At 60.0% G+C, this 23180-nt stretch carries 18 protein-coding genes and 7 pseudogenes; 12 read left to right on the top strand and 13 right to left on the bottom strand.

Going from position 1 to position 23180, the window contains the following annotated elements; genetic code table 11:
- Window positions 1-63: 63 nt before the first annotated feature.
- The 6 genes and pseudogenes from PZL22_RS27735 to PZL22_RS27710 form a co-directional block, all read right to left on the bottom strand.
- Window positions 64-430 (bottom strand): annotated as a pseudogene (locus PZL22_RS27735) (dienelactone hydrolase family protein); the annotation flags it as partial.
- 150 nt (window positions 431-580) lie between these two features.
- On the bottom strand, window positions 581-1330 hold the full coding sequence (locus PZL22_RS27730) for an inositol monophosphatase family protein (protein WP_234706434.1): 750 nt from the start codon (window positions 1328-1330) through the stop codon (window positions 581-583).
- Window positions 1327-2244, bottom strand: a complete 918-nt coding sequence (locus PZL22_RS27725; RefSeq protein ID WP_046067103.1) for a sugar phosphate isomerase/epimerase family protein — start codon at window positions 2242-2244, stop codon at window positions 1327-1329. The genes PZL22_RS27730 and PZL22_RS27725 overlap by 4 nt, the downstream gene beginning before the upstream one ends.
- Before the next feature lie 12 nt (window positions 2245-2256).
- The gene (locus tag PZL22_RS27720) at window positions 2257-3963 is read right to left on the bottom strand and encodes an ABC transporter permease (RefSeq protein ID WP_046067104.1); all 1707 of its coding nucleotides are present in this window, start codon (window positions 3961-3963) and stop codon (window positions 2257-2259) included.
- Window positions 3960-4964 (bottom strand): ABC transporter ATP-binding protein, encoded by a 1005-nt coding sequence (locus PZL22_RS27715; protein WP_088194772.1) that lies wholly within the window; start codon window positions 4962-4964, stop codon window positions 3960-3962. Before PZL22_RS27715 ends, PZL22_RS27720 begins: the two co-directional genes overlap by 4 nt.
- Window positions 4965-5002: 38 nt before the next feature.
- Window positions 5003-6001, bottom strand: a complete 999-nt coding sequence (locus PZL22_RS27710) for an extracellular solute-binding protein (RefSeq protein ID WP_088194773.1) — start codon at window positions 5999-6001, stop codon at window positions 5003-5005.
- 128 nt (window positions 6002-6129) lie between these two features.
- On the opposite strand from PZL22_RS27710, the gene PZL22_RS27705 reads away from it, so the two are divergent.
- On the top strand, window positions 6130-7284 hold the full coding sequence (locus PZL22_RS27705) for an ROK family transcriptional regulator (protein WP_046067106.1): 1155 nt from the start codon (window positions 6130-6132) through the stop codon (window positions 7282-7284).
- 406 nt (window positions 7285-7690) lie between these two features.
- On the opposite strand, the pseudogene PZL22_RS27700 reads toward PZL22_RS27705, so the two are convergent.
- Window positions 7691-7861: pseudogene (locus PZL22_RS27700) on the bottom strand (transposase domain-containing protein); the annotation flags it as partial.
- Entirely contained in the window at window positions 7798-8409 is a 612-nt protein-coding gene (locus PZL22_RS27695; RefSeq protein WP_284718804.1) for a hypothetical protein, read from the bottom strand. The gene PZL22_RS27695 and the pseudogene PZL22_RS27700, both read right to left, overlap by 64 nt.
- Window positions 8410-8789: 380 nt before the next feature.
- Between PZL22_RS27695 and PZL22_RS27690 the strand changes: the two genes are divergently transcribed.
- Genes PZL22_RS27690 through PZL22_RS27680 form a run of 3 tightly spaced genes read left to right on the top strand, consistent with a single transcriptional unit; the run spans window position 8790 to window position 11958 of the window.
- Window positions 8790-10040 carry a tyrosine-type recombinase/integrase gene (locus tag PZL22_RS27690; RefSeq protein WP_127701869.1) on the top strand — a complete coding sequence of 417 codons (1251 nt, stop codon included), beginning with the start codon at window positions 8790-8792 and terminating at the stop codon, window positions 10038-10040.
- The gene (locus PZL22_RS27685) at window positions 10034-10948 is read left to right on the top strand and encodes a tyrosine-type recombinase/integrase (RefSeq protein WP_027994007.1); all 915 of its coding nucleotides are present in this window, start codon (window positions 10034-10036) and stop codon (window positions 10946-10948) included. Before PZL22_RS27690 ends, PZL22_RS27685 begins: the two co-directional genes overlap by 7 nt.
- Window positions 10945-11958, top strand: a complete 1014-nt coding sequence (locus tag PZL22_RS27680; protein WP_127701868.1) for a tyrosine-type recombinase/integrase — start codon at window positions 10945-10947, stop codon at window positions 11956-11958. The genes PZL22_RS27685 and PZL22_RS27680 overlap by 4 nt, the downstream gene beginning before the upstream one ends.
- 124 nt (window positions 11959-12082) lie before the next feature.
- Here the strand turns inward: PZL22_RS27680 and PZL22_RS27675 are convergent, their stop codons facing one another.
- The 4 genes and pseudogenes from PZL22_RS27675 to PZL22_RS27660 form a co-directional block, all read right to left on the bottom strand.
- Complete coding sequence (locus tag PZL22_RS27675; RefSeq protein ID WP_015061533.1) at window positions 12083-12433, bottom strand: transposase; 351 nt, start codon at window positions 12431-12433, stop codon at window positions 12083-12085.
- A gap of 204 nt (window positions 12434-12637) precedes the next feature.
- A complete protein-coding gene (locus PZL22_RS27670) occupies window positions 12638-13714 on the bottom strand; it encodes a hypothetical protein (RefSeq protein ID WP_088194774.1) in 1077 nt (358 codons plus the stop codon).
- Between the two features lie 33 nt (window positions 13715-13747).
- Window positions 13748-14875, bottom strand: a complete 1128-nt coding sequence (locus tag PZL22_RS27665) for a glycerophosphodiester phosphodiesterase family protein (RefSeq protein ID WP_088194922.1) — start codon at window positions 14873-14875, stop codon at window positions 13748-13750.
- Window positions 14876-15081: 206 nt separating this feature from the next.
- Window positions 15082-15317, bottom strand: a pseudogene (locus PZL22_RS27660) (cytochrome P450); the annotation flags it as partial.
- 266 nt (window positions 15318-15583) lie between these two features.
- On the opposite strand from PZL22_RS27660, the gene PZL22_RS27655 reads away from it, so the two are divergent.
- Window positions 15584-16672: an IS630 family transposase gene (locus PZL22_RS27655; protein WP_088198005.1), complete on the top strand. Its 1089-nt coding sequence runs from the start codon at window positions 15584-15586 to the stop codon at window positions 16670-16672.
- Window positions 16673-16714: 42 nt separating this feature from the next.
- Here PZL22_RS27655 and PZL22_RS27650 read toward each other — a convergent pair.
- Window positions 16715-17430, bottom strand: a pseudogene (locus PZL22_RS27650) (IS5 family transposase).
- Window positions 17431-17771: 341 nt separating this feature from the next.
- Between PZL22_RS27650 and PZL22_RS27645 the strand changes: the two are divergent.
- From PZL22_RS27645 to PZL22_RS27615, 7 genes and pseudogenes are all read left to right on the top strand, one after another.
- On the top strand, window positions 17772-18218 hold the full coding sequence (locus tag PZL22_RS27645) for a Ros/MucR family transcriptional regulator (RefSeq protein ID WP_046067108.1): 447 nt from the start codon (window positions 17772-17774) through the stop codon (window positions 18216-18218).
- A gap of 71 nt (window positions 18219-18289) precedes the next feature.
- Window positions 18290-18463, top strand: a pseudogene (locus tag PZL22_RS27640) (transposase); the annotation flags it as partial.
- 81 nt (window positions 18464-18544) lie between these two features.
- Window positions 18545-19027: pseudogene (locus PZL22_RS27635) on the top strand (DUF2285 domain-containing protein).
- 137 nt (window positions 19028-19164) lie between these two features.
- Entirely contained in the window at window positions 19165-19383 is a 219-nt protein-coding gene (locus tag PZL22_RS27630; protein WP_127702049.1) for a DNA-binding protein, read from the top strand.
- A gap of 361 nt (window positions 19384-19744) precedes the next feature.
- Window positions 19745-20566, top strand: a complete 822-nt coding sequence (locus tag PZL22_RS27625) for an IS5 family transposase (RefSeq protein WP_284718803.1) — start codon at window positions 19745-19747, stop codon at window positions 20564-20566.
- A gap of 257 nt (window positions 20567-20823) precedes the next feature.
- Entirely contained in the window at window positions 20824-22026 is a 1203-nt protein-coding gene (locus tag PZL22_RS27620) for a cytochrome P450 (protein WP_284718802.1), read from the top strand.
- 94 nt (window positions 22027-22120) lie between these two features.
- Window positions 22121-22969, top strand: a pseudogene (locus tag PZL22_RS27615) (cytochrome P450); the annotation flags it as partial.
- Window positions 22970-23180 lie beyond the last annotated feature (211 nt).

The following is a 23180-nucleotide window of genomic DNA, read 5'->3' as shown; positions in this document are numbered from 1 at the left end:
GCAGCTTTACAGTTCCGCTCTCTTCGGCCAACTGTTTAGGACGACGGCTTCACGGCGCATAGTTCAGATGCGATCCGGGAACTCAGGCACTAGGATGATTAGTAGCGCGGTCGCATTCGCGTCTACGAAGGGAGCGAGCTGTCGGCGACAGTAGTGCTGATCGCCGGGTTAGAGGAACAGCTCTGCGCCCTCGATCTCTCGGGCGGCGTCGATGTCGCCCCGCCGACCAAGATCGGGTCGTTGTCCATTCCGTGAATCTGGACCGCGACGCCGTCCGGCCAGCCGCCACTGATTGGCAGGAAAGAGTAGAAGAGCAGGGCTCCGCGGGCTCCGGGCCGTGCCTGTACAAGCTTCTGTGCCGGCAGACACCGAACGAGAACCCAGCGTAGACGAGTTCGGGAGGCAGTTCGTCGGCGAGATGATAGGCCCTTCGTCATGACCAACGGGGATGAACCTGTTGTCCTCCAAGAGGTCGTAGACGCCGATCGCCCGCTCGCGTTCGATGTGCACGCGAGCGCTCTGCAATGAGCCATCAAGGGAAAAATCGCAAAGCTGGAACCGTGTGTCTGCCATTGAGATACTATGTTGTGGCGGTGCTTTGCGCGAGAGGCGCCATCGTTGCGTGGACAGCGACCAGGCCCGTTTCATCGAATGTGATTGTCGAGCTGCGCCCGGCGGTCTTGCAGAGGATATGCCCGGCGGCGCAATCCCAGAGGTTGGTGCCGTGTTCGACGTAGCCGGCCAATCGGCCTGCGGCGACCATCGCCAACGAGGCGGCGCAACTGCCAAGGTTGGTGATATGGAACCCTTGGGCTTCGAGCCTCGCTTCGAGTTCGAGGCGGTGTTCCAGCTTCCAGACACGGTTACGTCCGATGCCGAAGGCCATGGGCATGCGGCCTGGCAGCTGGGGGAGTGCTCCGCTTCCGTGCAACGGCCCATCAAGCGCCGACCAGAACAGGGCGTCCAAGGCCGGCAGAGCAATCGCTCCCAGGACTGGTTCGCCGTCACGCACATAGGCGATCGAGACGGCCCAGAACGGTATCCCGCTCAAGAAATTGGCGGTGCCGTCGATCGGATCGATCAGCCAGTACTCCGCCGCCGCCTCGCCGGCATGTTCTTCTCCGACGATCGCATCGTCAGGGTAGGCCAGCCGGATGAGGCGGCGCCCCAGTGTCTCGGCGTCGCGGTCGACGGCACTGACATAATCCGCGATGCCCTTGGTCTCGACGGCTACCTGCGCCAGCCGATGGAAACGGCCGAGCGCAAATGCGCCAACCTCGGCGGTTACGCAGCGCAGCATCTCAAGTCTCGCGTCGAATGCACCTGTCACTCGCCAATCTTTCGCCGTGCTGTTGCAATCATTTCCTCGAGACGTGCCGCCACCGCATGGGCACGGTGGTAGAAGACGGCATCCGGAACGCCATACCGGTCCATTGGCGTCTCGAAATTGAGCGGCGTGACATAGTCAGTAGCCGCGATCGCCTTGGTGATCGCGTTCCAGTCCAGTCGGCCGTCAAAGGGCAGAAGGTGATTGTCCTTGGCGCCGAAATTGTCGTGGATATGCGTCGCGATGAGCCGGTTGCCATAGCGTTCGAGGACAGTGAGCCCGCCTGGCTCCAGCAATTCCCAATGACCACTGTCGTAGCAGAGGCCGATAAAGGCTGCCTCGTAGCGCGAGAACAGCCGATCATAAAGCTTCAGGAAGCTGCCCCCGCTGGCGTCGAGCAGGGTCTCGGCCGCGATCTGAACCTTCCGCTCAAGACAATAGGGGAGCAGTTCATCCAGGGATCTGTAGAGCGGCGCGAAGAATTTCGTCTCGCTTTCGGGGCTGCGGAAGACGTCATCGCTGATGTCGACGTGCAGGACGATGTTAGGCGCGCCGAACGCCGCCGCCAAGTCGATTCGGTTCTTCAGCAGTTCCACGCCGCTGAGGCGCTGCCATTCGTGCGGCGAGCGGATATCCTTGCGGCTCTCGAAGGTGAACGGCACGGGCCCGATAAGCTCGCTCACCGTGTTGCGGCCATTGGTGGAGTGGACCGAGTGCACCTTGAGACCTGCTTCAGCAACGATCCGGCGCGTGAACTCGATCTCGGCATCCGCCATCCAATACGAACTGCCGGCATCGGGATTCCAGTTGATATGGGTAAAGCCGGCGTGCCGGACCAGATCGAGCGAGGTGCGGATGCCCTCGTCGAACCAGCGTTCCTGCGTAGGCCAATGCCAGACGGTGATGCAAGTATCCATTACTGTCTCCATTCAAATCTTGCTTGTTTCGGGTGCACGCCCCAGAGCGAGCCGCTCGGCGAGCAGGATCACTACCAACGAGAACGCCATGATCAGGGTGACGTAGACCAGGCTGATCGCGGCCTGCTCCGGGTCCGCCGAAACGGAGCCGTCAACGATCGCGATCGGTAGCGGCTTGTTGTGGACGTTGTAGAGAAACGCCGAGAGCGGATACTCTGCCATCAGATCGTTGAACGTCATGCCGGCGACGAGGGTCGCTGTCGGCGCGACCAGCGGGAGGATAACGCGCCGGAAGCGATAAAACCCGGAGGCGCCCATGGCACGTGCGGCTTCTTCGTAGGCTGGGTCGATGCCAAGGAAGGCGGCGCGCATGAAACGTACTGTGAGCGGCAGAATGATGACCGCATAGCCGATCGGCAGGAGCCAATAGCGGCCGAGCAGCACCGCATTGCCGACGAGCGGGTTGGGCAGATCGAAGGCCGCAATCAGGCCGATCGCTAGCAGGATACTGGGAACGACCCAGGGCAGCAAGAAGGTCAGATCCAGTGCCCGTGTCAGCCAACTGCGCTCACGCAGGATCACCGGAACCGCAAAGAGCGTCATGGCGAGCGCGGCTGACACCGCCAGCACGGCCATAAGCATCGAGTTTAGAAACGGCTCGAAAGTCGCCCCGGTGGAAAGGACGCGAATGTAGTTTTTCAGGGTTAGCGTCGAGGGCAGGACCTCTACCCCGACGCTTGAAGCCGGCGCTAAGGAAAACAGCACGACCAGCAGGACCGGAACCAGGTAGACGGCCACCAAGGCATAGGCGATGAAGTGTAGAATGGCGTTCGCTAAGGGGTTGCGCAGCTTCCGCAACTGAATCCGCGCGGTTGCCTTGGCGCCGGCCGTGCAGGGGCGTTTGCCCTCGAAATATTGCGAGAGCAGGATTAAAGCCATCAGCACCAGCGCCATCAGCAGGGCCAGCAACGCCGCCATGTCGGGCCGCCGCAAGCTCTGCAGCGTTAGCACCATCTGGCTCAGCATATGAAAGTCGCGGCCGCCGAGGACTTGCGCAGCGGCGAAGGAGGCAATGGAGGTGTAAATCGTCAGCAACGTCACCGCGAGCATCGTCGGCATGATGACCGGCAGCACGACCCGGCGGAGGACCGTGAGCTCGGTTGCGCCCATGCTGCGCGCCGCTTCGATCGTGGCATAGTCGACGCGGTGCATGGCTGCCCGGAGGAAAAGGAAATGGAAGCTGGTCAACAAGAAGGTGTGGGCGACAAGCACGCCAAGCCACCCAATGAACCAGTCTCGCGGAAGGGTGGGGATCGCCCGCGTGAGCGCCGCCGTCACCGCACCGCCGGGGCCATACGTGAAATTGTAGCCGGCGGCGGCGACAACCCCGCCAAATATCAGTGGCGTGGCGTAGGCGATCTTGAGCAGCCAACGGCCGCGCACATGGAAATATTCGAGCACGGCGATCTGGAAGACACCGACGATGGTGACGGTGACGATCGAAGCGGCGGTCATCCATGTCGTGTTCCAGACCGCGGTCCGGACCCGTTTCGAGGCAGCGAGCTGGCCGATCGTTTCAGAGAGCGCCCAGGCGCCATTCTTGAAGAGAGCGGTATGGATTGCCGCCGCCAGCGGTACAACGATGAAGCTGACGACTGCCCAGACTACCACCCCCAGGGCCAACCAGCAGAGCGCCCGCTCAATTCTGCCGCGGGTCATAGGCAGGTCCCGCCGAAGACATGAACCGCGCCGGGGCGAATGCTTACCCAGACCTCGCTGCCGACGTCGGGCAGATCGTCACCAAGGAGCATGGCGGAGATCGTGTCACCCTCGACGATCATGTAGACGCGGCTGTGCGAGCCAAGAAACTCGATATGGCTGACAGTGGCACGCGCCCCCCCGCCGCCATTTTCAGCAATAAGCACGTCCTCGAGCCGCACGAACGATCGGCCCTCGCCTTTCGCGCCGAGGAGCCGCCTTGCGACGGGCGGCGAAAGCTCGTTGGACGCGCCGATGAATTGGCAGATGAACGGCGTGGCCGGTTGGCGGTAGAGCGTGCGTCCATGGCCGATCTGCTCGGCGCGGCCGCCATTCAAGACCACGATCCGGTCCGACATGGTCAGTGCATCTTCCTGGTCGTGGGTCACGAAGATCGCTGTGAAGCCGACTTCCCGCTGCATCCGCTTGATCTCACGGCGCATCGTCACCCGGACCTTTGCGTCGAGATTGGAAAGCGGTTCGTCGAACAGGAGCACGCGCGATCCCGTGACCAGGGCGCGTGCAATGGCAACCCGCTGCTGCTGGCCGCCGGACATCTCGGCCGGATTTCTGGTCAGTTGCTCGTCAATACCCGAGAGCGTCGCCATATCGCGAACGCGTTTTTCCACCTCTGCTTGCGGTCGCTTCGCCACCCGCAACGCGAACGCAATGTTCTCGAAGGCGGTCATCGTCGGGAACAGCGCGTAGTTCTGGAAGACGATCCCGACATTGCGTCGCTCCGGCGTTTCGCCGGTGATGTCTCTACCTTCCAGAAGGATGCGTCCACCCATCGCTGGTAAAAAACCGGCGATGGCACGCAACACGCTCGACTTGCCGCTGCCGGACGGGCCAAGCAACGAGACGAACTCGCCAGCGGCGACATCGAGGCTGAAGTCTCGGACCACGGCCTTGCTGCCGTATCCTGCTTCCAGTTTTTGTATTGACAGGACTGCGTTAGACATCTTGGATCTCCGGGCGCCCTGGGGTCGCCAGTCGCGTTTTAGCGAATCTCAAGCTCAATCTTCTGCAGCCAGCCGTCCAGTTTCGGCGCGATCTCATCCCAGTCGAGCGGCTGCGCCTTCACAAGGTTGGCATTTTCCTGAACCTTGGCCGGCGACTTGGCAAGCGCCGCAGGATGCGCAGGCGTCTGGCCGAACTTCTCCGCATAAGCCGCCATCACTTCCGGCGATCCCCACCAGTCGACAAACGCCTTGGCCTGATCGATCTGATCGGTGTCAGCCATGATCGCAATGCCTTCGGCGATAATCGGCGTGCCGTCTCCGATTTCGATGACCTTGAAGTTCGCGCCGAGATCCTTGCTCATCCTGACGACCCCACCAAACCAATCAGGACTGATCGACGCGCCGCCAGCCTTAAAGGCTTCGAGCCGCGCGTCCCCATCATTGACTACGGTGGCATTGGCAAAAAGCTTGCCCATGAAGTCCCAGCCTTCCTGGGTGACCTCGCCATTACCGTCGAGGAAGCGCGCGAGGATCCCGGCGAGGTAGACGCGCGTGGTCTGCCACGCGGTGCTACCGATCACATATTTCCCCTTGTACTCGTCCTTGGTGAGGTCGAGCCAACCTTTCGGCGCCTGTGCTTCGGGCAGCTTGGCGGGATCATAGGCGAGCACGATCGGCGTCTCCCAGAATTTGTGAACGATGCCTTCCTTGTCCTTGTGCTGAGCCGGCAAACCCGTCGCCCAAGATGGCGAGTAAGCTTGGAACAACCCCTCCCCCTTCAGCAATGCCATCGAGGAATCGATCATGCCCAATACGACGTCGGCCTGGGGATTGTTCTTCTCGGCGATCAATCGGTCGAACAGCTCACCGCCGGCTGCGTTCAAAAGCTCAATGTCGTGGCCGCCGGCTTTCGCCTGCTCGGCGATCCAGGCTCCGCGCTCCCCGCCCTGCGGCGAATAGACGGTCAGGCTCTCCGCCAAAGCAGATCCTGTCATGAGTGCGAGGGCCGTAGTTGCCAAAAAGCGCGTATATTTCACGAGATGTTTCTCCCAAATAGAAATTGTAATTACGCTTTTACGGTGGCTCCGTGACAGGTTAATTACATTGCGAAATTTAATTTGGTTTGCAATAACGATTTCGAAGCCGTCTTTGGACCCGATCCATTATGTCTATCCCAACCCTTTCTCTTAATGAGCGACGACTGATCGAGATGATCTCCATGCAAGGTGAGATCGCACGGGTGGATCTCACCCAGCGTTCCGGTATGACCGGCGCGTCGGTCACGCGTCTAACGGCAGGCCTGATCGAGATGGGGCTGCTGTCGGAGGAACCCGAACGTACCGGCGCGCAAGGCCAGCCTCGCCGGCTGTTACGGCTGCGAGCCGATCGCTTCATCGCTGCGGGCGTAACCTTTTCTCTGTCGCGCATGGAGGTCGCCGTCGTGAACCTAGCGGGCTCAGTGCTGGCGTCGCGCTCGCTCAGCGTCGACGCCACGACAGCGTCAGGCGTGGCCACGGGCGCTCAGGGCGCAGTTCAATCGATGGTCGCCGATCTATCCATCGACCAAAGCCGGCTGGTGGGAATCGGCTGTTCGGTGCCGGGCAATTTCGGTACAGTATCGCACCTCCTTAAGGCGCATCCGTTTTTCCCGGCGTTCGAAGACAGTGGCGCTGTCGAGGCATTTCGCGACTCGTTCGACATCCCCTGCTACGTCGAAAACGATGGCGCGGCGGCCGCACTCGGCGAGTATGTATTCGGGCGCGGAGGCGAAGCCGACGACCCGCTCCTCTTCATTCATATCGGCCACGGTGTCGGCGGCGGCGTAATCATTGATGGCCGACTCTATAGGGGCGCACACGGGAATGCTTGCCTGCCGGGCGTTCTCTATCCCTACGATCTGCCGCGTCCCTCCGGACAGGATTTGCTCGTATGTCTTTCCCGAGCGGGATTCCCTGTCACTGATTTCGATGGAATCCCTGGATTGCCTCACGATGCGCGGCCGGAACTTGACGCTTGGGTCAAGCGTGCGGCCGCGCAATTGCGCCAAGCTGTCCGCGTTGCGACGGGATTTTTCGACCCTGCGCTCATTGTCATCGGTGGTCGCCTTCCGTTGGATCTGAACGAGCGCCTGGCCGCCGCTATCCTCGTTGAACCGATGGAAGGACCGTCGCGTGGACTGCTGGTGGCGCCGGTCGTGGCGTCACGGCTCGGCGCCCAGGCCGGCGCGATCGGCGCCGCCTGCATACCACTGTTCGCTACATTCTTCTCCGGTGCTGTTTCCGACGGCGGCAGCACTCACATCAACGGGCGGCGGCGATAAGTGCTATAGGCATTTTCGGCATCAGCAAGAATACCGTCGCGGATGTTGTGCACCGACATGGAATGACCGAGCCGGACCGGATACGATCAGAGCGATAGTTTCACCGATGGTGCAAAAAATCGGGCGACAGGACCCCGATGCTATATGGCGTAGCGTTGCGATTTTGGCGCCGCCGCACTTGATGGCTATCGTCGGCGGCGGGCAGCTTCCAACGACCAAGTTCTGCCCCGCCTTCGGAGCAAGGCATTGCTGTCGAAATTCTCCAGCCCGACGCCACTAAGAAGTTCGTCAGAGAACGACCCACATTTCCGATCCAGCGACTGCACGGGTGAGGGTACTTCGAGGCCTTTAACCAAGCGATGTTAAGACCATCGTAGTTGGGGCGTAAGCGACAAGCCGAGGCCGTTCAGGCGGCGTAATTCCACGGCATGAGTGCGTCGATTTCGCTGCTCGGCCAGCCATTGGCAATGCGCTCGAGGGTCTGAGTGAGCCAGGCAAGCGGATCGAGGTTATTCATCTTTGCCGTCTGCAGCAGCGTCGCGATGGTTGCCCAGGTCCGTCCCCCGCCGTCGCTGCCGTGCGACTGCCGGAGGTTGCCGATAGCGACAGCCGATGCTCGACAGCAGCAAGGACCTGCTCAGCCGTCAACGCCTCGAGGTCCTGGTCGGGATGGTCATGGCGGAACCAATCCAGAAAGCGGCGGCCGCCCAGAAGAACGCCTTCGCGGGTGTTCGGCTCCAGCCCCCGTACCCTATGCAGATAGTCCGAAAAGGAGGCCAGAAGCGGAGCATCCGGATCATCCTCTTCACTTGGAACAGCAATAATGAACCGCTCCGGAGCCACTCGCCGTGCGTGTCCTAGCGCCGACACAGCTCCAATGCGCGGCGTATCCGCAGGAAACGTGCGCAAATAGCTATCGACGACATCTTGATGGATCGGCATCGGACCGCAGCGTGTCCCGGCAAACCGGCTGAAGCGCGCAATTCGGCTCAGATAAATCTTGGCCGACGCTCGTTTGTAACCAAGTCTGAAAAAATGCTCCGCGAGGCGATCCATCTCGCCACCGAGCGCACCACTACGCAGGCGCTTGAGCACCCCACGATACAAGAAATAGAACTCGAGCATATTACCCCTCCGGAATAGCGGCGCGGGGGGATCCCGCACCCTTCCGAGAGGTAGGAAATAATATGTGGCGGAGAATTCCAGATTTTGGCAGGCCTCGGCTGGCGCCGAGACGGGCTCCGCCACATAATCTCGCTCGACGCATAAGAACGGATCATTGCCGGCATCCCGCACCAGCGACAGCAAGCTGTCGGGACCCTTGCGGTTATGCGGAGCTCCGCATAACCGCAATTATGTGAAGCGTGCAGTTATGTGGAGTCCGCCGCGGCTCGAGCTGCTTCCTCGTTTTTGTCCAATAGCTTAGATCGGTCATGAGCCTTCCCCACTCGGCATAATTGTTGTCGTCTCGAGACGTTCTTTTTGTCATCGAGAGGAGACCACCCGTGCCAAAATCGACGGAAGTTCTACCGGAATGCACGCAACTGATGGACCCAGGCAAATTGCGTCCGTTCCTTGAGGCGTTCACGAGCCGATTGTTGAACTTGGGACATACCCGCCTGACGGTGTCAGGCTACGAAGCGTCGGCCCGTCATTTCGGACAGTGGCTACAAAGCACGAAGTTTGCCATCACGGAGATTGACGACGATGTCGTCCGCCGCTTTGCGCAGCACCGATGCCGTTGCCCTGGCAGCCGGCAAGCCGATCGTCTGTCGGCAAAATATGTCAATCGCGCACGCCGGTTCATTGGCTTCCTGGTGGAATACGGGGCGGTGACGCCGTCGACAGATGAGCTGCCAGGTGTGGACCTTCACGAGGTCCAAATTGTTGCTTTCCAGACTTGGCTGAGACGGCATCGGGGGATATCCGAGCGCACCGTCCGTCGCCACGGTCGTATGGTCATGCGGCTGCTTGCCGGCCTCGGTCCTGATCCAAAACTGTACGATGCCCGTCTTGTTCGGCAGGTGATTCTTGACGAGGCCCAGCGAAGTTCGCGCGCCAACCTCAAGACGATGACGATGGCGTTGCGAGGCTACCTCAAGTATCTGGCTACCCAGGGCTTGTGCCAACCGGGGCTTGATCAGGCCATACCGACGGTCCCGCAATGGCGGTTATCGGCCTTGCCGCTCTACATCTCCACCGCCGACGTTGATCGGGTGGTTGCGTCGTGCGACGTCACGACACCGATCGGCATCCGCGATCACGCGGTTCTGCTGCTGCTCGCACGTCTCGGCCTGCGCGCCGGCGACGTTTCGAGCATGTGCCTTGAAGACATCGATTGGCGAGAGGGCACTTTATGTGTGCGCGGCAAGGGCCGCCGCGAGATCCGGCTTCCGCTGCCCCAGGACGTCGGTGAAGCGATTATCGACTATCTACGCGAGGCCCGTCCGCCCGCCGCCTGGGAGCAGATCTTCCTGCGGGCTGTCGCGCCGCATCGGCCGTTAGCGAGCGCGACTGTCTCTAGCATCGTCAAGCTTGCGCTTGTAAGGGCGGGTATCGACAACGCTCCCTCCCGAGGCGCCAATCTCCTGCGGCACTCCGCGGCGACCAGCATGCTTCGGGCCGGCGCCACGCTGGATATGATCGGGGCCGTGCTTCGCCATCGATCGGTCGACACGACTGCCCACTATGCGAAGGTGGACATCGACATGCTGCTCCAGGTCGCCCAGCCTTGGCCGGGGAGTGCGTCATGCTGAGCCAGGATCTCTCGCGATATGTGGAACTCCAGCGCACGGTGGGCTTCAAGTTCCGCGTCCAGCACACGCTTTTGCGGAGCTTCGTCACCTTCGCCGAGAGGCATGGCGATCGGCACATTGAAGTCACTCGTGTACTTGAATGGGCGACGCTTGCGCCATCCCCACAGCAGCGCCGCAACCGGCTGGTGACGGTCCGCCGCTTTGCGTTGGTGCTAGCAGCCGAGGACCTGCGCCATCAGATTCCTTCCGCCGAAGCTCTGGGGCGCAACCTGCTCAAGCGGCGGATCCCGCACATCTATACCCGGAATGAGATCACCGCGTTGTTGCAGGCGGCCGCACAATTGAAGCCGTCAGCCACGATCCGGCCGCTGATGTACGAGACCCTGTTCGGATTGCTGGCCGCCACCGGAATGCGCATTTCCGAAGCCCTCGCGCTTCGATTTGAGGACGTGACCGCCGATGGGTTGGTTATCCGACAAACCAAGTTCCAGAAGAGCCGCTTGCTGCCGCTCCACGACACGACGCGGGACGCCCTGGACAAATATTTGTTGGCGCGTCGTCGGCTCGGAACCTTGAACAGCATGCTGTTCGTTTCCGCTACGGGCGCGCCGCCGGCCTACAGTACCGTGATTGCTGTCTTCCTCCGCCTCGCACGATCGCTCGGTGTGCGGGGAGAGCCCGGGCAAACGGGCCCCCGCATTCACGATCTGCGGCACACATTCGCCGTGCGCTCCCTCGAGCAATGCCAGCACGATCACCATGCCGTCGGCCGCCATATCGTCGCCCTCAGCACCTACCTCGGCCATGCCCACGTCACTGACACCTACTGGTATCTGCAGGCAACGCCGATCCTGTTGAGGCAGATCGCAGCGGCTGGCGAGGCCTTGCATCAAGGAGCCGTCACATGACCGCGCTGGCTCCGCATCTCACCACCTTTCTACGAGAACACCTGCCGCGAGAGCGGCGGGCAAGCCCACACACCTGCGAGGCTTACGCCTACAGCTTCCAACTGCTGCTGTGCTTCGCCGCTAGCCGGTTGAGGACCACCCCGTCCCGCATCGAGATCGAGCAACTCGATCCGCCGCTGCTCCTTGCGTTTTTGGAGCACATTGAGAGGGAGCGCGGCAACTCGGCGCGCACCCGCAACGCCCGTCTTGCTGCCATCAAAGCCTTCTTCCGCTTCCTCGAGTACCGGCTCCCTTCCTGTCTGGATCAGGCGCGCCGGGTTCGGGCGATTCCGATGAAGAAGGTCGACGAGGCGCTCGTCAGCCATCTCAGCCGCGATGAGATGCAGGCTTTGCTTGATGCACCGAACCCGCGTCAGGTATCCGGCATTCGCGATCGAGCGATGCTGCATCTGGCCTTCGCTGCAGGGCTGCGCGTCTCCGAGCTCGTCAGCATCCGCCTCGACCAGATTGACCGCCAGACGGTCACCAGCATCCACGTCATGGGTAAGGGACGCCGCGAACGCGTGTTGCCCTTGTGGAAAGAGACCACGGCGGCGTTGAAGGCCTGGCTGGCAGTCCGTCCGGCGAGTGGCGACGCCGAACTCTTCCTCAATGCCATGGGACGCGCGATGACCCGGGCGGGATTCGAATATATCCTCGCCAAGCACGCCGCTACCGCGGCGCAGAAGCTCCCATCTCTCGCCGATAAACGCATTACCCCACATGTTTTGCGCCATACCTGCGCCATGCACACCCTGAAAGCGACCCGCGATGTGCGCAAGGTGTCACTCTGGCTCGGTCACGCCAGCCTGCAAAGCACGGAAATCTATCTGCGGGCCGATCCAACCGAAAAACTGGAGGCGCTTGCCGCAATGGCGCCGCCGTCGCTCAAGCCAGGTCGCTTTGCTGCTCCCGACAAGCTGCTCGCGATGCTGAAGTCCATCGGACGATCGACAAATTATGTCGAGTAATCCCACTCTCAAACACCGCAGGCGGCAAGCAATTGCCGCGGCGGACTCCACATAACTGCACGCTTCACATAATTGCGGAAGTCGACAGGATGACTGGCGAGGAACACCTTCACGCCGGAGGGGATCATGCCGACCGCACCGCTCGGATCACCCGCTGCAAGTGCGCCTCCTCGACGTCCGCACCGGCACGTACGACGGCATCGCCAATGACGACCTCCACAACGCGTTCCCTAATTGCCGCAGATCTCGGCTGTTGTTCTCTCGCCAGAGCAGAGCTTTGCTCACCATCTCCACTAAGCTCCCGTCGCCATCGAAAGAGCTGCGAAGGCAGAATACCGATCTGTCGAGCAACCGCCGAAATGTTCGCTCCCGGCCTGGACGCCTCCTCGACCGCAAAGGCCTTGAACTCGTCCGACCAAAAACGCCGCAACTGACGAGGTGAACCCTCAAGGCGTTCCGGCACAGCTTCAATCATATGGATCGTTCTAGGGCTAGCTATAGGCGCAGACATAGATGCTCACACTCGGTGAAATCGTCTCTCCGCCATACCGTACCCGACCCCGATGCTGCTAGACGGGGTCTCCTTGTCGCTTACGTTGGGGCGGCGGACGGTCCGGTTATTGCCTCTCCGCAGATCATAGCTCTTATTTGTAACCGTCGTTCGCTTGCAATTCACGCCCTAGCGCTTGATATTGGCGCCGATGCCATCCTGACCGACAGAGCTCACGTTCGACGGAGGATTGCCAGGACTAGCCTTACCGCAAGGAGTTCTAATCTGGCGGGAAAGATACTGACCGCTGTTGCAGGGCAGCATGCTGACGTCGAGAAAATCACTTCCCTTCAGAGACTTCTGATAAGCTACGACTTCTTTCACCGACAGCGGAGCCGAAAATATCGTCGCTCCCTCAAAGCCCGGCAACGCCTCTGTCGGCTCGATCGTCGGCGACGTTTGCCCGGGGACATTGGCAGCGCCAATAAGCCATGGCCCGACCGACCCGAAAATGACGGACTTCGGCCGGTCTGTCGGCCCACCAGAGTTGAAGGGAAAATGTGGAAAGCCACTGTCGAGCACTGCCTCATCCCATTGGTAAGCGGTAAACGCCAGAAGATAAGTGTACGGCGCAAAACGGTCGATGCGAACCTTGCCGTCTGGAGTGAAGGTATAATAGATCCACTCGGTTCCGGAGAAGTTGCCTGTTGGTCCCAGGAGTTTCATATCCCACGGCTTCTGCCAGTAAGCTGATTGCGCCATCTTGCTTTGAAGCAAGCTTTTAGCAACAGCCCACTTTTGCCCACTCGCACTAGGCTTGGCTCCCAAAGCGAATGACAGGTAAGCGTCATTGGAATTGGAACTCAATAGCGATAGTGCACTACCGCCATTGGGAACGGTATTATCGCCGGTCTTTTCGACCAAAAGGACTGTGAAGCCCGTGGTCGGGCTGATCGGCGCGATCTGCCTGGTCTCGATTGACGATCTGGGTGGAAAGTTAAAAGACGTCTTATTGGTATAGAAGTCAAATGCCTGCCTTGTATTATTAGGCACCGGATAATCCGCCTCTGCCGCAGAGTCGTGTATATACAACTTTGGGTAGTCGCCGAAAATGGGCACGACCTTGGGGGTGAGTGTCTGCGACACCTTTGTAGACGCGCTTCTAAGGCAGTCAGCCTGATTGGCGCATGTACCGGCGTGGCTTGCGCCAGCAACCAGACACACCGTTACAAAGAATGGCAGGGATATTATATTTGCAATTTTCATTGGAAGATCCGTCTTTGAAGCGCAGGTCTTACTTTAGCGGGTCAGTTCGCTGGTGTTGCGGCGCCCTAACTCGCGCAGCATGTCGCCAACCACGTCGGGCCAGTCAGTGGTGATCAGATTGGTACGGTTGATGATCGCCATTTCCGGATCTCCGCGATAGTCCGGCACAATGCCTCCTGGAGCGGTCGATGTGGGATCGGTGTTGTGCCCGAAGCAGCATTTCCCAGCGCTGTTGGCTACGCCCTCCGGGTAGTAGTTGCTTTCATGATAGGTGGCGAAGCCCTGCTTTTGATCGACATAGTCAAAATACCCTTGAAGCCCGTCGCCTTTGTAGAATTGGTTCATTTCAAACTGAACGGGGAACAGCGCCACATTCCACTGATCGTAAATCGTGTCCTGGTGAGGATCATGGTTTGAATCCTCCACGTTCTTGTCGTCCGGGTTTTCAACTATGATCAACCCACCGATGATACTGGGGTCATATGTAGTCCGGTTCAGAAACGTGCCAATGTCTACCGCATCCTTCGCTTTCAGCTTGAATACTACAGCCTTGCTGAGCTGCGGATCTTGCTTGGCCGCGAGGATGTCAAGGCAGCGTTGCGTGAGTTCGATAGGATCAGTGGGATCCTGATCGTCCACCGCCCCTTTCACGTCGACGATCATCACATATCCATGCCCATCATTGGTGACATATCCGGCGAGCAGATCAAGCGCCGCGGAAAACGTCAGGAACTTGGCCACGCGCCCTTGGGAATCCTTGAACACGCGCCCATGACGGTCGCGTAGATTGGCTTGCTGTACTTGCGAATAGTTCTGCTTGTACAACAAGCCGCTTCCAGTGGATTCCCGCTCAATCCTGTAATCGTGAGATAGAATGACTTCTTTGTCGGCGGTAAAGCGGACATCGACCTCGACGGTCTCGATCTGTGAATTCCAGGCATCTTGCAGGGCGTAGGCTGAATTCTCGGGATAGATCTCCCAAGATCCGCGATGCGCGGATAGTAGAACCAAGTCCTGATTAGGTTCTGGCAATCTAAACATGTTTCTCGTGATGGCGCCGACGAGATATGGTGAAGGCTTTACCGGAAGTACCGCCTCTGCCTTCGCATAGGGTGAACAAGACAAGGCGAAAATGGAAGTAGAAATAAGTGACGCACGCAAGTGCAAATCCCAGGACGCGAACCCCAGAAGATAACCAAACCGCGAAGAACAATAACTGTGAACTGATGGCAACAAGCTTTTTCTACGCATAATTAGACCTGTTTGGGTGACGGATTGAACTAAAACGAGGAAGACGCGACACTGGGACCGTTCGCCAGCAGCTGAACTGTTGCCGGCCCCGATTCGCCCTGAACGTACAGGTGTTTCATGTTGGAGGCGATCGCCTCGACCACCTGCTGCGCGAGCAGCTTCACCTTGCGGTCGTTGAAGGCCGGCGCCACGATCGTGCGTAACCGAGCATGCTCGCCCGCCTTGTGCGAGACCAGTCACCCCGAGAATCACCGACTCCGGGGGAAATGCCACCGGCGGCCAACATCTGGGGCGAAGGCTCGATGTGATCGACGCGCCACATGGGCAACGTCGGCGAGGTTTGTTCGGACATGGTAGCACTTCACTCTCTAAGCGATGCAAGGGCGGAGGTGAGCGGCAGACGCGGTGGGCAGCGAATGACGTAAGACAGGTCTTTACCAGTAACGAATGTTTTAACAAGAGTAGAATAAGATATATTTGGAAATATATCTGTATATTTTATGAAGGGGCCGATACGACGGGAAACTATATTGAAAAAAATATATTGCTGCTTATTTTGTTACCTGGAACTGAAATTCACTTCATTGTATGCTTGGCCTCTTCATTGGAGGTTGAGGCATGGCAAATGCGACTGGCCGACCAACGGCCCCATTGGTTTTGAGCGAGGCGGAGCGGGAATATCTGGAGCGACAGGTGCGCAAGCATCGTGTTGCACGCTCCCTGTCGGAGCGGTGCCGGATCATTCTTCGCTGTGGCGAGGGAGTTCCGAGCAAGGTCGTTGCGGACGAGCTCGGCGTGCATGAACATACGGTTGGCAAATGGCGACGGCGCTTCCTCAAAGACCGACTCGATGGGCTGCTCGACGAAGTTCGCCCTGGTCGGCCCCGAACCATCGACGACGATCAGATCGCGGCTGTGATCGAGCGCACGCTGCGTTCAACGCCAAGTGATGCGACCCATTGGTCGATCCGCTCGATGGCAGGGGCCACAGGCTTTTCGCACACGACGATCCGCCGGATATGGAACGCTTTCGGCCTGCAGCCGCATCGCACAGAGACGTTCAAGCTTTCCAGCGATCCTTTGTTCGTCGATAAGGTTCGCGACATCGTCGGTCTTTATCTGTCACCTCCCAATCGGGCGCTGGTTCTCAGCGTGGACGAGAAGAGCCAAATCCAGGCTCTCGACCGCGAGCAGCCAGTGTTGCCGATGATGCCCGGCGTGCCGGAACGGCGCACGCATTCCTATGTCCGACACGGCACAACCACGTTGTTTGCCGCTCTGGATGTCGCCTCCGGCTTTGTCATCGGCAAATGCTACAAGCGGCACCGTGCCACCGAATTCCTGGATTTCCTCAAGCAGATCGATGCGAGCGTACCGTCCGATTTGGACGTTCATATCGTGATGGACAACTATGCGACCCACAAAACTGCATCGGTCAAAAACTGGCTGATGCGACGGCCGCGCTACCACGTGCACTTCACCCCGACCTCGGCGTCATGGATCAATCAGGTCGAACGCTGGTTTGCGGAACTGACCCGCAAGCAGCTCCGTCGCGGCGTCCACACTTCGACAATGCAGCTCGAAGCCGACATCCGAAGCTTCATCGAACGCCATAATCAGAACCCGAAGCCTTACAGGTGGACGAAATCCGCAGACGACATCCTGGCCTCCGTCAAACGTTTCTGCCAGAAAGTCCAGGACTTATGACACGAATTTCGGATTCGGATGACTAGGCTCAGGACTCAGTGATCAAAGCCAGAAGATGACGGTAGCGGCGATGCAGATTGCCGAGAAGAAGGTGTGGGCACCGCGATCGTAGCGGGTAGCGATGGGCCGCCAGTCCTTGAGCTTGCCGAACACGTTTTCGATCTTGTGGCGCTGGCGAGCTTGTCGTAGTCGATCGGCTGCTTGAGACTTTTGGTCGGCGGAATGCATGGTTCGATGCCCTTGTCGGCGAGGGCTTTGCGGAACCAATTGCTGTCATAGCCTTTGTCGCCGAGCAGGCTGAAAGCGGTTGGCAAGGCGTCGACCATGAGCCGGGCGCCCTTGTGGTCGCTCATCTGACCTTCGCTCAGAAGCAGGATGAGCGGTTGCCCTTCGCCATCACAGACAGCGTGCAGCTTCGAGTTCAGCCCGCCTTTGGTTCGCCCGATAGGGCGGGGAACATCCCCTTTTTTAAGAAGGCTCGCCGCCGTGCGGTGGGCCTTCAGATGGGTGGAGTCGATCATGATGCGTTCGGGCTGCGACCCTTCGCCGGCGAGCGCGGCGAAGATGCGGTCGAAGACCCCTATCCGGCTCCAGCGCAAGAAACGGTTGTAGAGTGTCTTGTGCGGGCCGTATCCCTTCGGAGCGTCCTTCCACTGCAGGCCGTTCTTGATCACATAGACGATGCCACTCACCACCCGCCGATCGTCGACCCGCGGAACGCCATGGGACAGCGGAAAATGCGGCGATATCCGCGCCATCTGGCGCTCGCTCAGCACTTGACAAGCTCAACGCAATCCTCCCGTGGCCTGTGTTCGAGAAGCCTTTGGCCAAAGCGCTGAAGCGCTCCGACGGATCGAAGGGCGGGCGTCCGCCGTTTTCCAGCGGTGCTGCTGTTCAAGATCCGGATGCTTCAGGCGCTCTAGAATCTCTCCGACGACCAGGCTGAGTCCGTCATCCAGGACCTATGGAAGAGACGATACTGAGGGCGGCAGAACCTGTCGATAAGTCTTGCCTTTCTCGTACACTGCCTTCCTTCCGACCGAAATATCTGCAGGTTGCATCCTCGATCTCAATTTGTAACAGCTTGTGGAGAAGATCATTGACGGAATCGCGCTCAAACGAACTAAGGCTTGAGCTCACCAGCCGCATCGTGTCCGCTTACTTGAGCCGCAATGTCATAGCTCCCAGCGAACTTCCCCATCTTATTCAGCAAACCTACGGCTCGCTGGGTAAGACTTCTGAACCAACGAAAACTCCGGCCACAGTCGAGGAGCAACGCCCCGCCGTGCCGATCAAGAAGTCTGTGACCGACGACTTCATCGTCTGCCTTGAGGACGGCAAGAGCTTCAAATCTCTGAAGCGACACTTGATGGCAAAATACGCACTCACGCCGGAGCAGTATCGAGAAAAGTGGAAGCTCCCGGCCGACTACCCGATGGTAGCTCCGAACTATGCCAGAAAGCGATCCGAGCTCGCACGCGCGACCGGCCTGGGAAGAAATCGGCGACAAAGCTCACCGCTTCTGCAAGCGGTAAGATCGGCCTGAAGTTCGGCTGATTTCGGCTGATACGTGAGGCGAGAGGTGCCGAGCGCAAGCGGGTACGTCACCAAAGGAGGGAAATCCGCCGCAGAACCTACGTCGTGCGCATCTTTCCCAATACCGAGAGCTGCCTACGCCTCGTCCGCGCGCTCGCCGTCGAAACCCACGAAAACTGGATGGAGGCCAATCGCTACATCAACATGGACGACCTGCGAGAGCACAAGAAACTCGCACTCCGTCAAGCCGCATGACCAGCACGCATGACCGCCCAATTTTGCAGAACTTGACGCACACAACCGGCCGGGCCCGCGCTTTCCGCCACGGAGCAGTCGGTGCTCTGGTCGCCTTTGACCAACCCGGGGATCGTTATCTTGGGACCTCTGCACCCGGGTATTGGCATCGCGCGCGATAGCCCTGATGGCCGGCACGTCATCGGCGATTCGGACGTCGTGCTCGATGGCGTCGATCCGAACCAGGCGGTTTCTTATGTCATTCTTGACCGGAACACGCCCGACCGGCTTGATGCGACGGACCGGACCTGGCGCGCCTCGAATGGCCTTCCCGTGCCGGCTGATAGACGTATAACGCCCGACAGGCGGCGCCGATTGCGGCATAAGATTCAGGCCGCTGATGGGCACAGCAACGGCGCCACCTAGCGCGAAATCGCCATCGTTATCTTCGGCGAGGCACGGGTGGCCGAAGAGCCGTGGAAAACCTCTTCGCAGCGTGACAGGGTGGTAGGGTTGGCCAAAGGCTCCTCCGACCTGATCGCCGGCGATTATGTTGGCCTCCTTCGTAAGCGCCGCCGATCCTAGCGGATCGGACTGGCACAAAGGGGGGATTTTTAGATCCCCTTAGTTCCCCATCCCCCCTGAAGGCTTTCCGCTGGTATTTGGCAGCCGTCCGCCGCTGATCCGCAGCGGCGGCCCTGAACCCGACGGAGGCCCTACCAATGCGACCCGATTTTGCCCCTCTACCGCCGCGCTTCCTGCGCACCAAGGAAGCCGCCTACCGCAAGCTGGGCGACCGTGTCTTTTATGCTGTTAACGATCTTGAAGTCTGGGCCACGCGAGGCGCCGTTACCTCGACGTTCGATCCGCGTGGTTCCGTCCATCCGGGCAAGAGCCAGGCGCTGCCGGCCGTGCCGAAACGCCGCCGCGACGCACGTTGATCGCCATTCCCGAATGGCGGCACGGCATCGATCTTCTTCGCTGCGCGGACAGCTCTACCTGTTTCGGGCGCTCTCCGGCAACTTCGCGGCCCGAGAACAGAATCAATCAAGGCGCTCCCAATGAACAGGTGCAGCGATTTGCGCGCACCAGTGCAGGGCGAGCAGCCTCAGACGATCCTGTATGTCTCTTCGCCGGTCGCCGCCCGCCCAGTCACCAGGTTTCCCGCGGACTTGTCCCAGGATGACGAAACGGTCCTGGTTTCGACGACGCTTGTATTCTTAGAGGCTGCCTCAAAAAGAATTGAGTGATTTCAGCCAGTTGTGATTCCGTCGGATTTGCAAAGATTCGATGGAGATCACGATGGCCTGGACTGAAACCACCCGGCGCAATTATGTCCGGCGGACGAGCGGATATGCAAGCGATGTCACGGATCGCGAATGGGATTTTGTTGCACCGTTCACGCGTCTGGGTCGTCCGCGCAAGACTGATTTGCGCAATGTTTTAAACGCCCTTCTCTATATCGCTTCGACAGGCTGCCAGTGGCGGATGCTGCCGAAGGACTTTCCGCCCTGTTCGACGGTGCAGCGATATTTCTATGAATGGCGGGCAATGGGTCTTTGGCCACGGATCAACCATCACCTCGTCATGGAGGCGCGGGAATTGGAGGGGAAAGAAGCCTCGCCGACAGCGGGCGCGATCGACAGCCAAAGCGTTAAAACGACGGAAAGCGGCGGTATTCGTGGCTTTGATGCAGGCAAGAAGATTAAGGGCCGCAAGCGCCACATCATTGTCGACACGCTCGGGCTGATGGTCGGCCTCATGGTGCACAGCGCCGATATTCAGGATCGCGACGGCGCTCCCGATCTCCTGAAATCCATCAAAAACCGGTGGCCGTGGTTGCTTCATGTCTTCGCTGATGGCGGCTATGCGGGCGACAAGCTCAAAAAGCGGCTGCAGAAAATCGGGAAATGGACACTCGAAATCATCAAACGTTCCGACAAGGCCAAGGGTTTTGAAATCCTGCCGCGCCGCTGGGTCGTCGAGCGGACCTTCGCCTGGCTGGGTCGATGCCGCAGACTGGCCAAGGACTTCGAAAAATGCGTCGCTTCAGCAGAAGCGTGGATCACCATCGCTCACATCCGCATGCTCACCAGACGCCTTGCAAGATATGGATATCGTTGAAACCTTTTCGAGTCCGACTCTCAGTTGAGACAATAAAACAGGAGAATATTTTTAAATATATTTTTCGTACGTTTCCAGATCTTGACGATATATAGAAGACGTATTGTCGCGCTATCAAATAACAGAATATATTCTTAAATACATCTCTGCTCCTCTTGCCTTAAACAAGTACTACTAGTAGAGCTTCGTCTTACGTCATTCGCTGCCCAGCGCATGCCGGTCCCGCCCTTCCATCGCTTAGAGAGTGAAGTGCCACCATGTCCGAACAACCCTTACCGATGCTGCCGATGTGGCGCGTCGATCACATCGAGCCCTCGCCCGAGATGTTGGCGCTACGCGCCAAAGGTCCGATCCACCGCGTGCGCTTCCCGTCCGGGGACGAAGGCTGGTGGGTGACAGGCTACGACGAGGCCAAGGCGGTACTGTCCGACGCGGCGTTCCGGCCCTCGGGAATGCCGCCAGCGGCAGTCACCTCGGCTACGGTGATTCTCGGTTCGCCGGGGTGGCTGGGCTCGCACGAGGGGAGCGAGCATGCCAGGCTACGCACGATCGTGGCGCCGGCCTTCAGCAGCGGCAGGGTGAAGCTGCTCGCGCAGCAGGTCGAGGCGATCGCAGCGGAGTTGTTCGAGACGCTGGCGGCCCAGCCGCAGCCCGCCGACCTGCGCCGCCACCTCTCCTTTCCGCTTCCGGCCATGGTCATCAGCGCGCTGATGGGCGTGCTCTATGAGGATCACGCCTTTTTCGCCGGGCTGTCCGACAAGGTGATGACGCACCAGTATGAAAGCGGCCCGCGCAGCGCGGCGCGCCTGGCCTGGGAAGAATTGCGCGCCTACATTCGCGGCAAGATGCGAGACAAGCGCCAGGATCCGGGCGACAACCTGCTGACGGATCTACTCGCGGCGGTCGACCAGGGCAAGGCGACCGAGGAAGAGGCGATCGGCCTGGCGGCTGGCATGCTGGTGGCCGGCCACGAGACCACTGTCGCGCAGATCGAATTCGGCCTACTGGCCATGTTTCGCCATCCGCAACAACGCGAACGCCTGGTCGGCGATCCATCTCTGGTGGACAAGGCGGTGGAGGAAATCCTGCGCATGTACCCGCCGGGCGCGGGCTGGGACGGCATCATGCGCTATCCGAGGACCGACGTGACCATCGCGGGCGTACATATTCCCGCAGAGAGCAAGGTGCTTGTCGGTCTGCCGGCGACATCGTTCGATCCGCGCCATTTTGACGACCCGGAAATCTTCGACGTCGGACGCGAGGAAAAGCCGCATCTGGCCTTCTCCTACGGCCCGCACTACTGCATCGGCGTGGAGCTGGCCAGGCTGGAACTCAGGGTGGTGTTCGGTTCTATCTTCCAGCGATTTCCCGCGCTGCGCCTGGCCGTGGCACCCGAAGAACTGAAGCTGCGCAAGGCGATCATCCCGGGCGGGTTCGAAGCGTTCCCGGTGCTCTGGTGATGCGCGGACGCCGCCGCGCATCGCGATCTTTTCCGCAATTTGCCGGGGCGCCTGGCGCGCACCGCCCGGATCAGCCAGCCAAGAGGTAATCAAGATGGACGTGCCAGAAACCACGGCAGCATGCCGGGACGCCTTCGCCGAAATGGCTTCGCCAACCTGCATCCACGACCCGTATCCGTTCATGCGGTGGTTGCGCGAGCATGATCCGGTGCATCGCGCGGAGTCGGGCCTCTTTCTGTTGAGCCGCCACGCCGACATCCACTGGGCGCTCAAGGCGACGGGCGATGCGTTTCGGGGACCAACGCCGGGCGAACTGGCGCGCTATTTTCCACGTGCGGCGACCAGCCTGTCGCTCAATCTGCTGGCATCCACGCTGGCGATGAAGGACCCACCGACGCATACGCGTCTGCGTCGGCTGATCTCGCGCGATTTCACCAGGCGCCAGATCGACAACCTGCGGCCGAGCATCGCGCGCATCGTCGCAGCGCGCCTGGACGGCATGGCGTCCACGCTGGAGCGCGGGGAGGTGGTGGACCTGCATCGGGAATTCGCGCTGGCCTTGCCCATGCTGGTCTTCGCCGAACTGTTCGGGCTGCCCCAGGACGACATGTTCGGGCTCGCCGCCGGCATCGGCGCGATTCTCGAAGGCCTGAGCCCGCACGCCAGCGATCCCCAGCTCGCCGCGGCGGACGCGGCCAGCGCCAGGGTGCAGGCCTACTTCGGCGACCTCATACAGCGCAAGCGCACCGATCCGTGCCACGACATCGTATCGATGCTGGTAGGCGCACACGACGACGATGCCGACACGCTGTCGGATGCGGAGTTGATCAGCATGCTGCTGGGCGGCTTCGCCACCACTGCTGCGACCATCGACCACGCGGTCCTTGCGATGCTGGCGTATCCCGAACAGCGGCGCTGGCTACAGGGAGACGCCGTGGGCGTGTCCGAACGGGCCCGCAACAATTCGGGCCAATCCTATTGGTTACGGGGCCTTCATGGACCCCCTTTTGCCGTCGTAAACCCCTACCGCGTTTACCTAAAGTGACATTGGTAGCGCGGGCGAGGACTGCGTCCCTCTGCTTTTCTGCTTCAGTCAGCATAGCTACAAAGGCTGTCGCCGTCAGGGTGCGAACCGGAGCCGGGAACTTCTGAAG

This window comes from Ensifer meliloti (assembly GCF_030064585.1).
In the GTDB taxonomy this organism is placed as follows: domain Bacteria; phylum Pseudomonadota; class Alphaproteobacteria; order Rhizobiales; family Rhizobiaceae; genus Sinorhizobium; species Sinorhizobium meliloti.
Note: the sequence above shows the minus strand (reverse complement) of the source record. Positions and strands in the feature narration are given on the sequence as shown.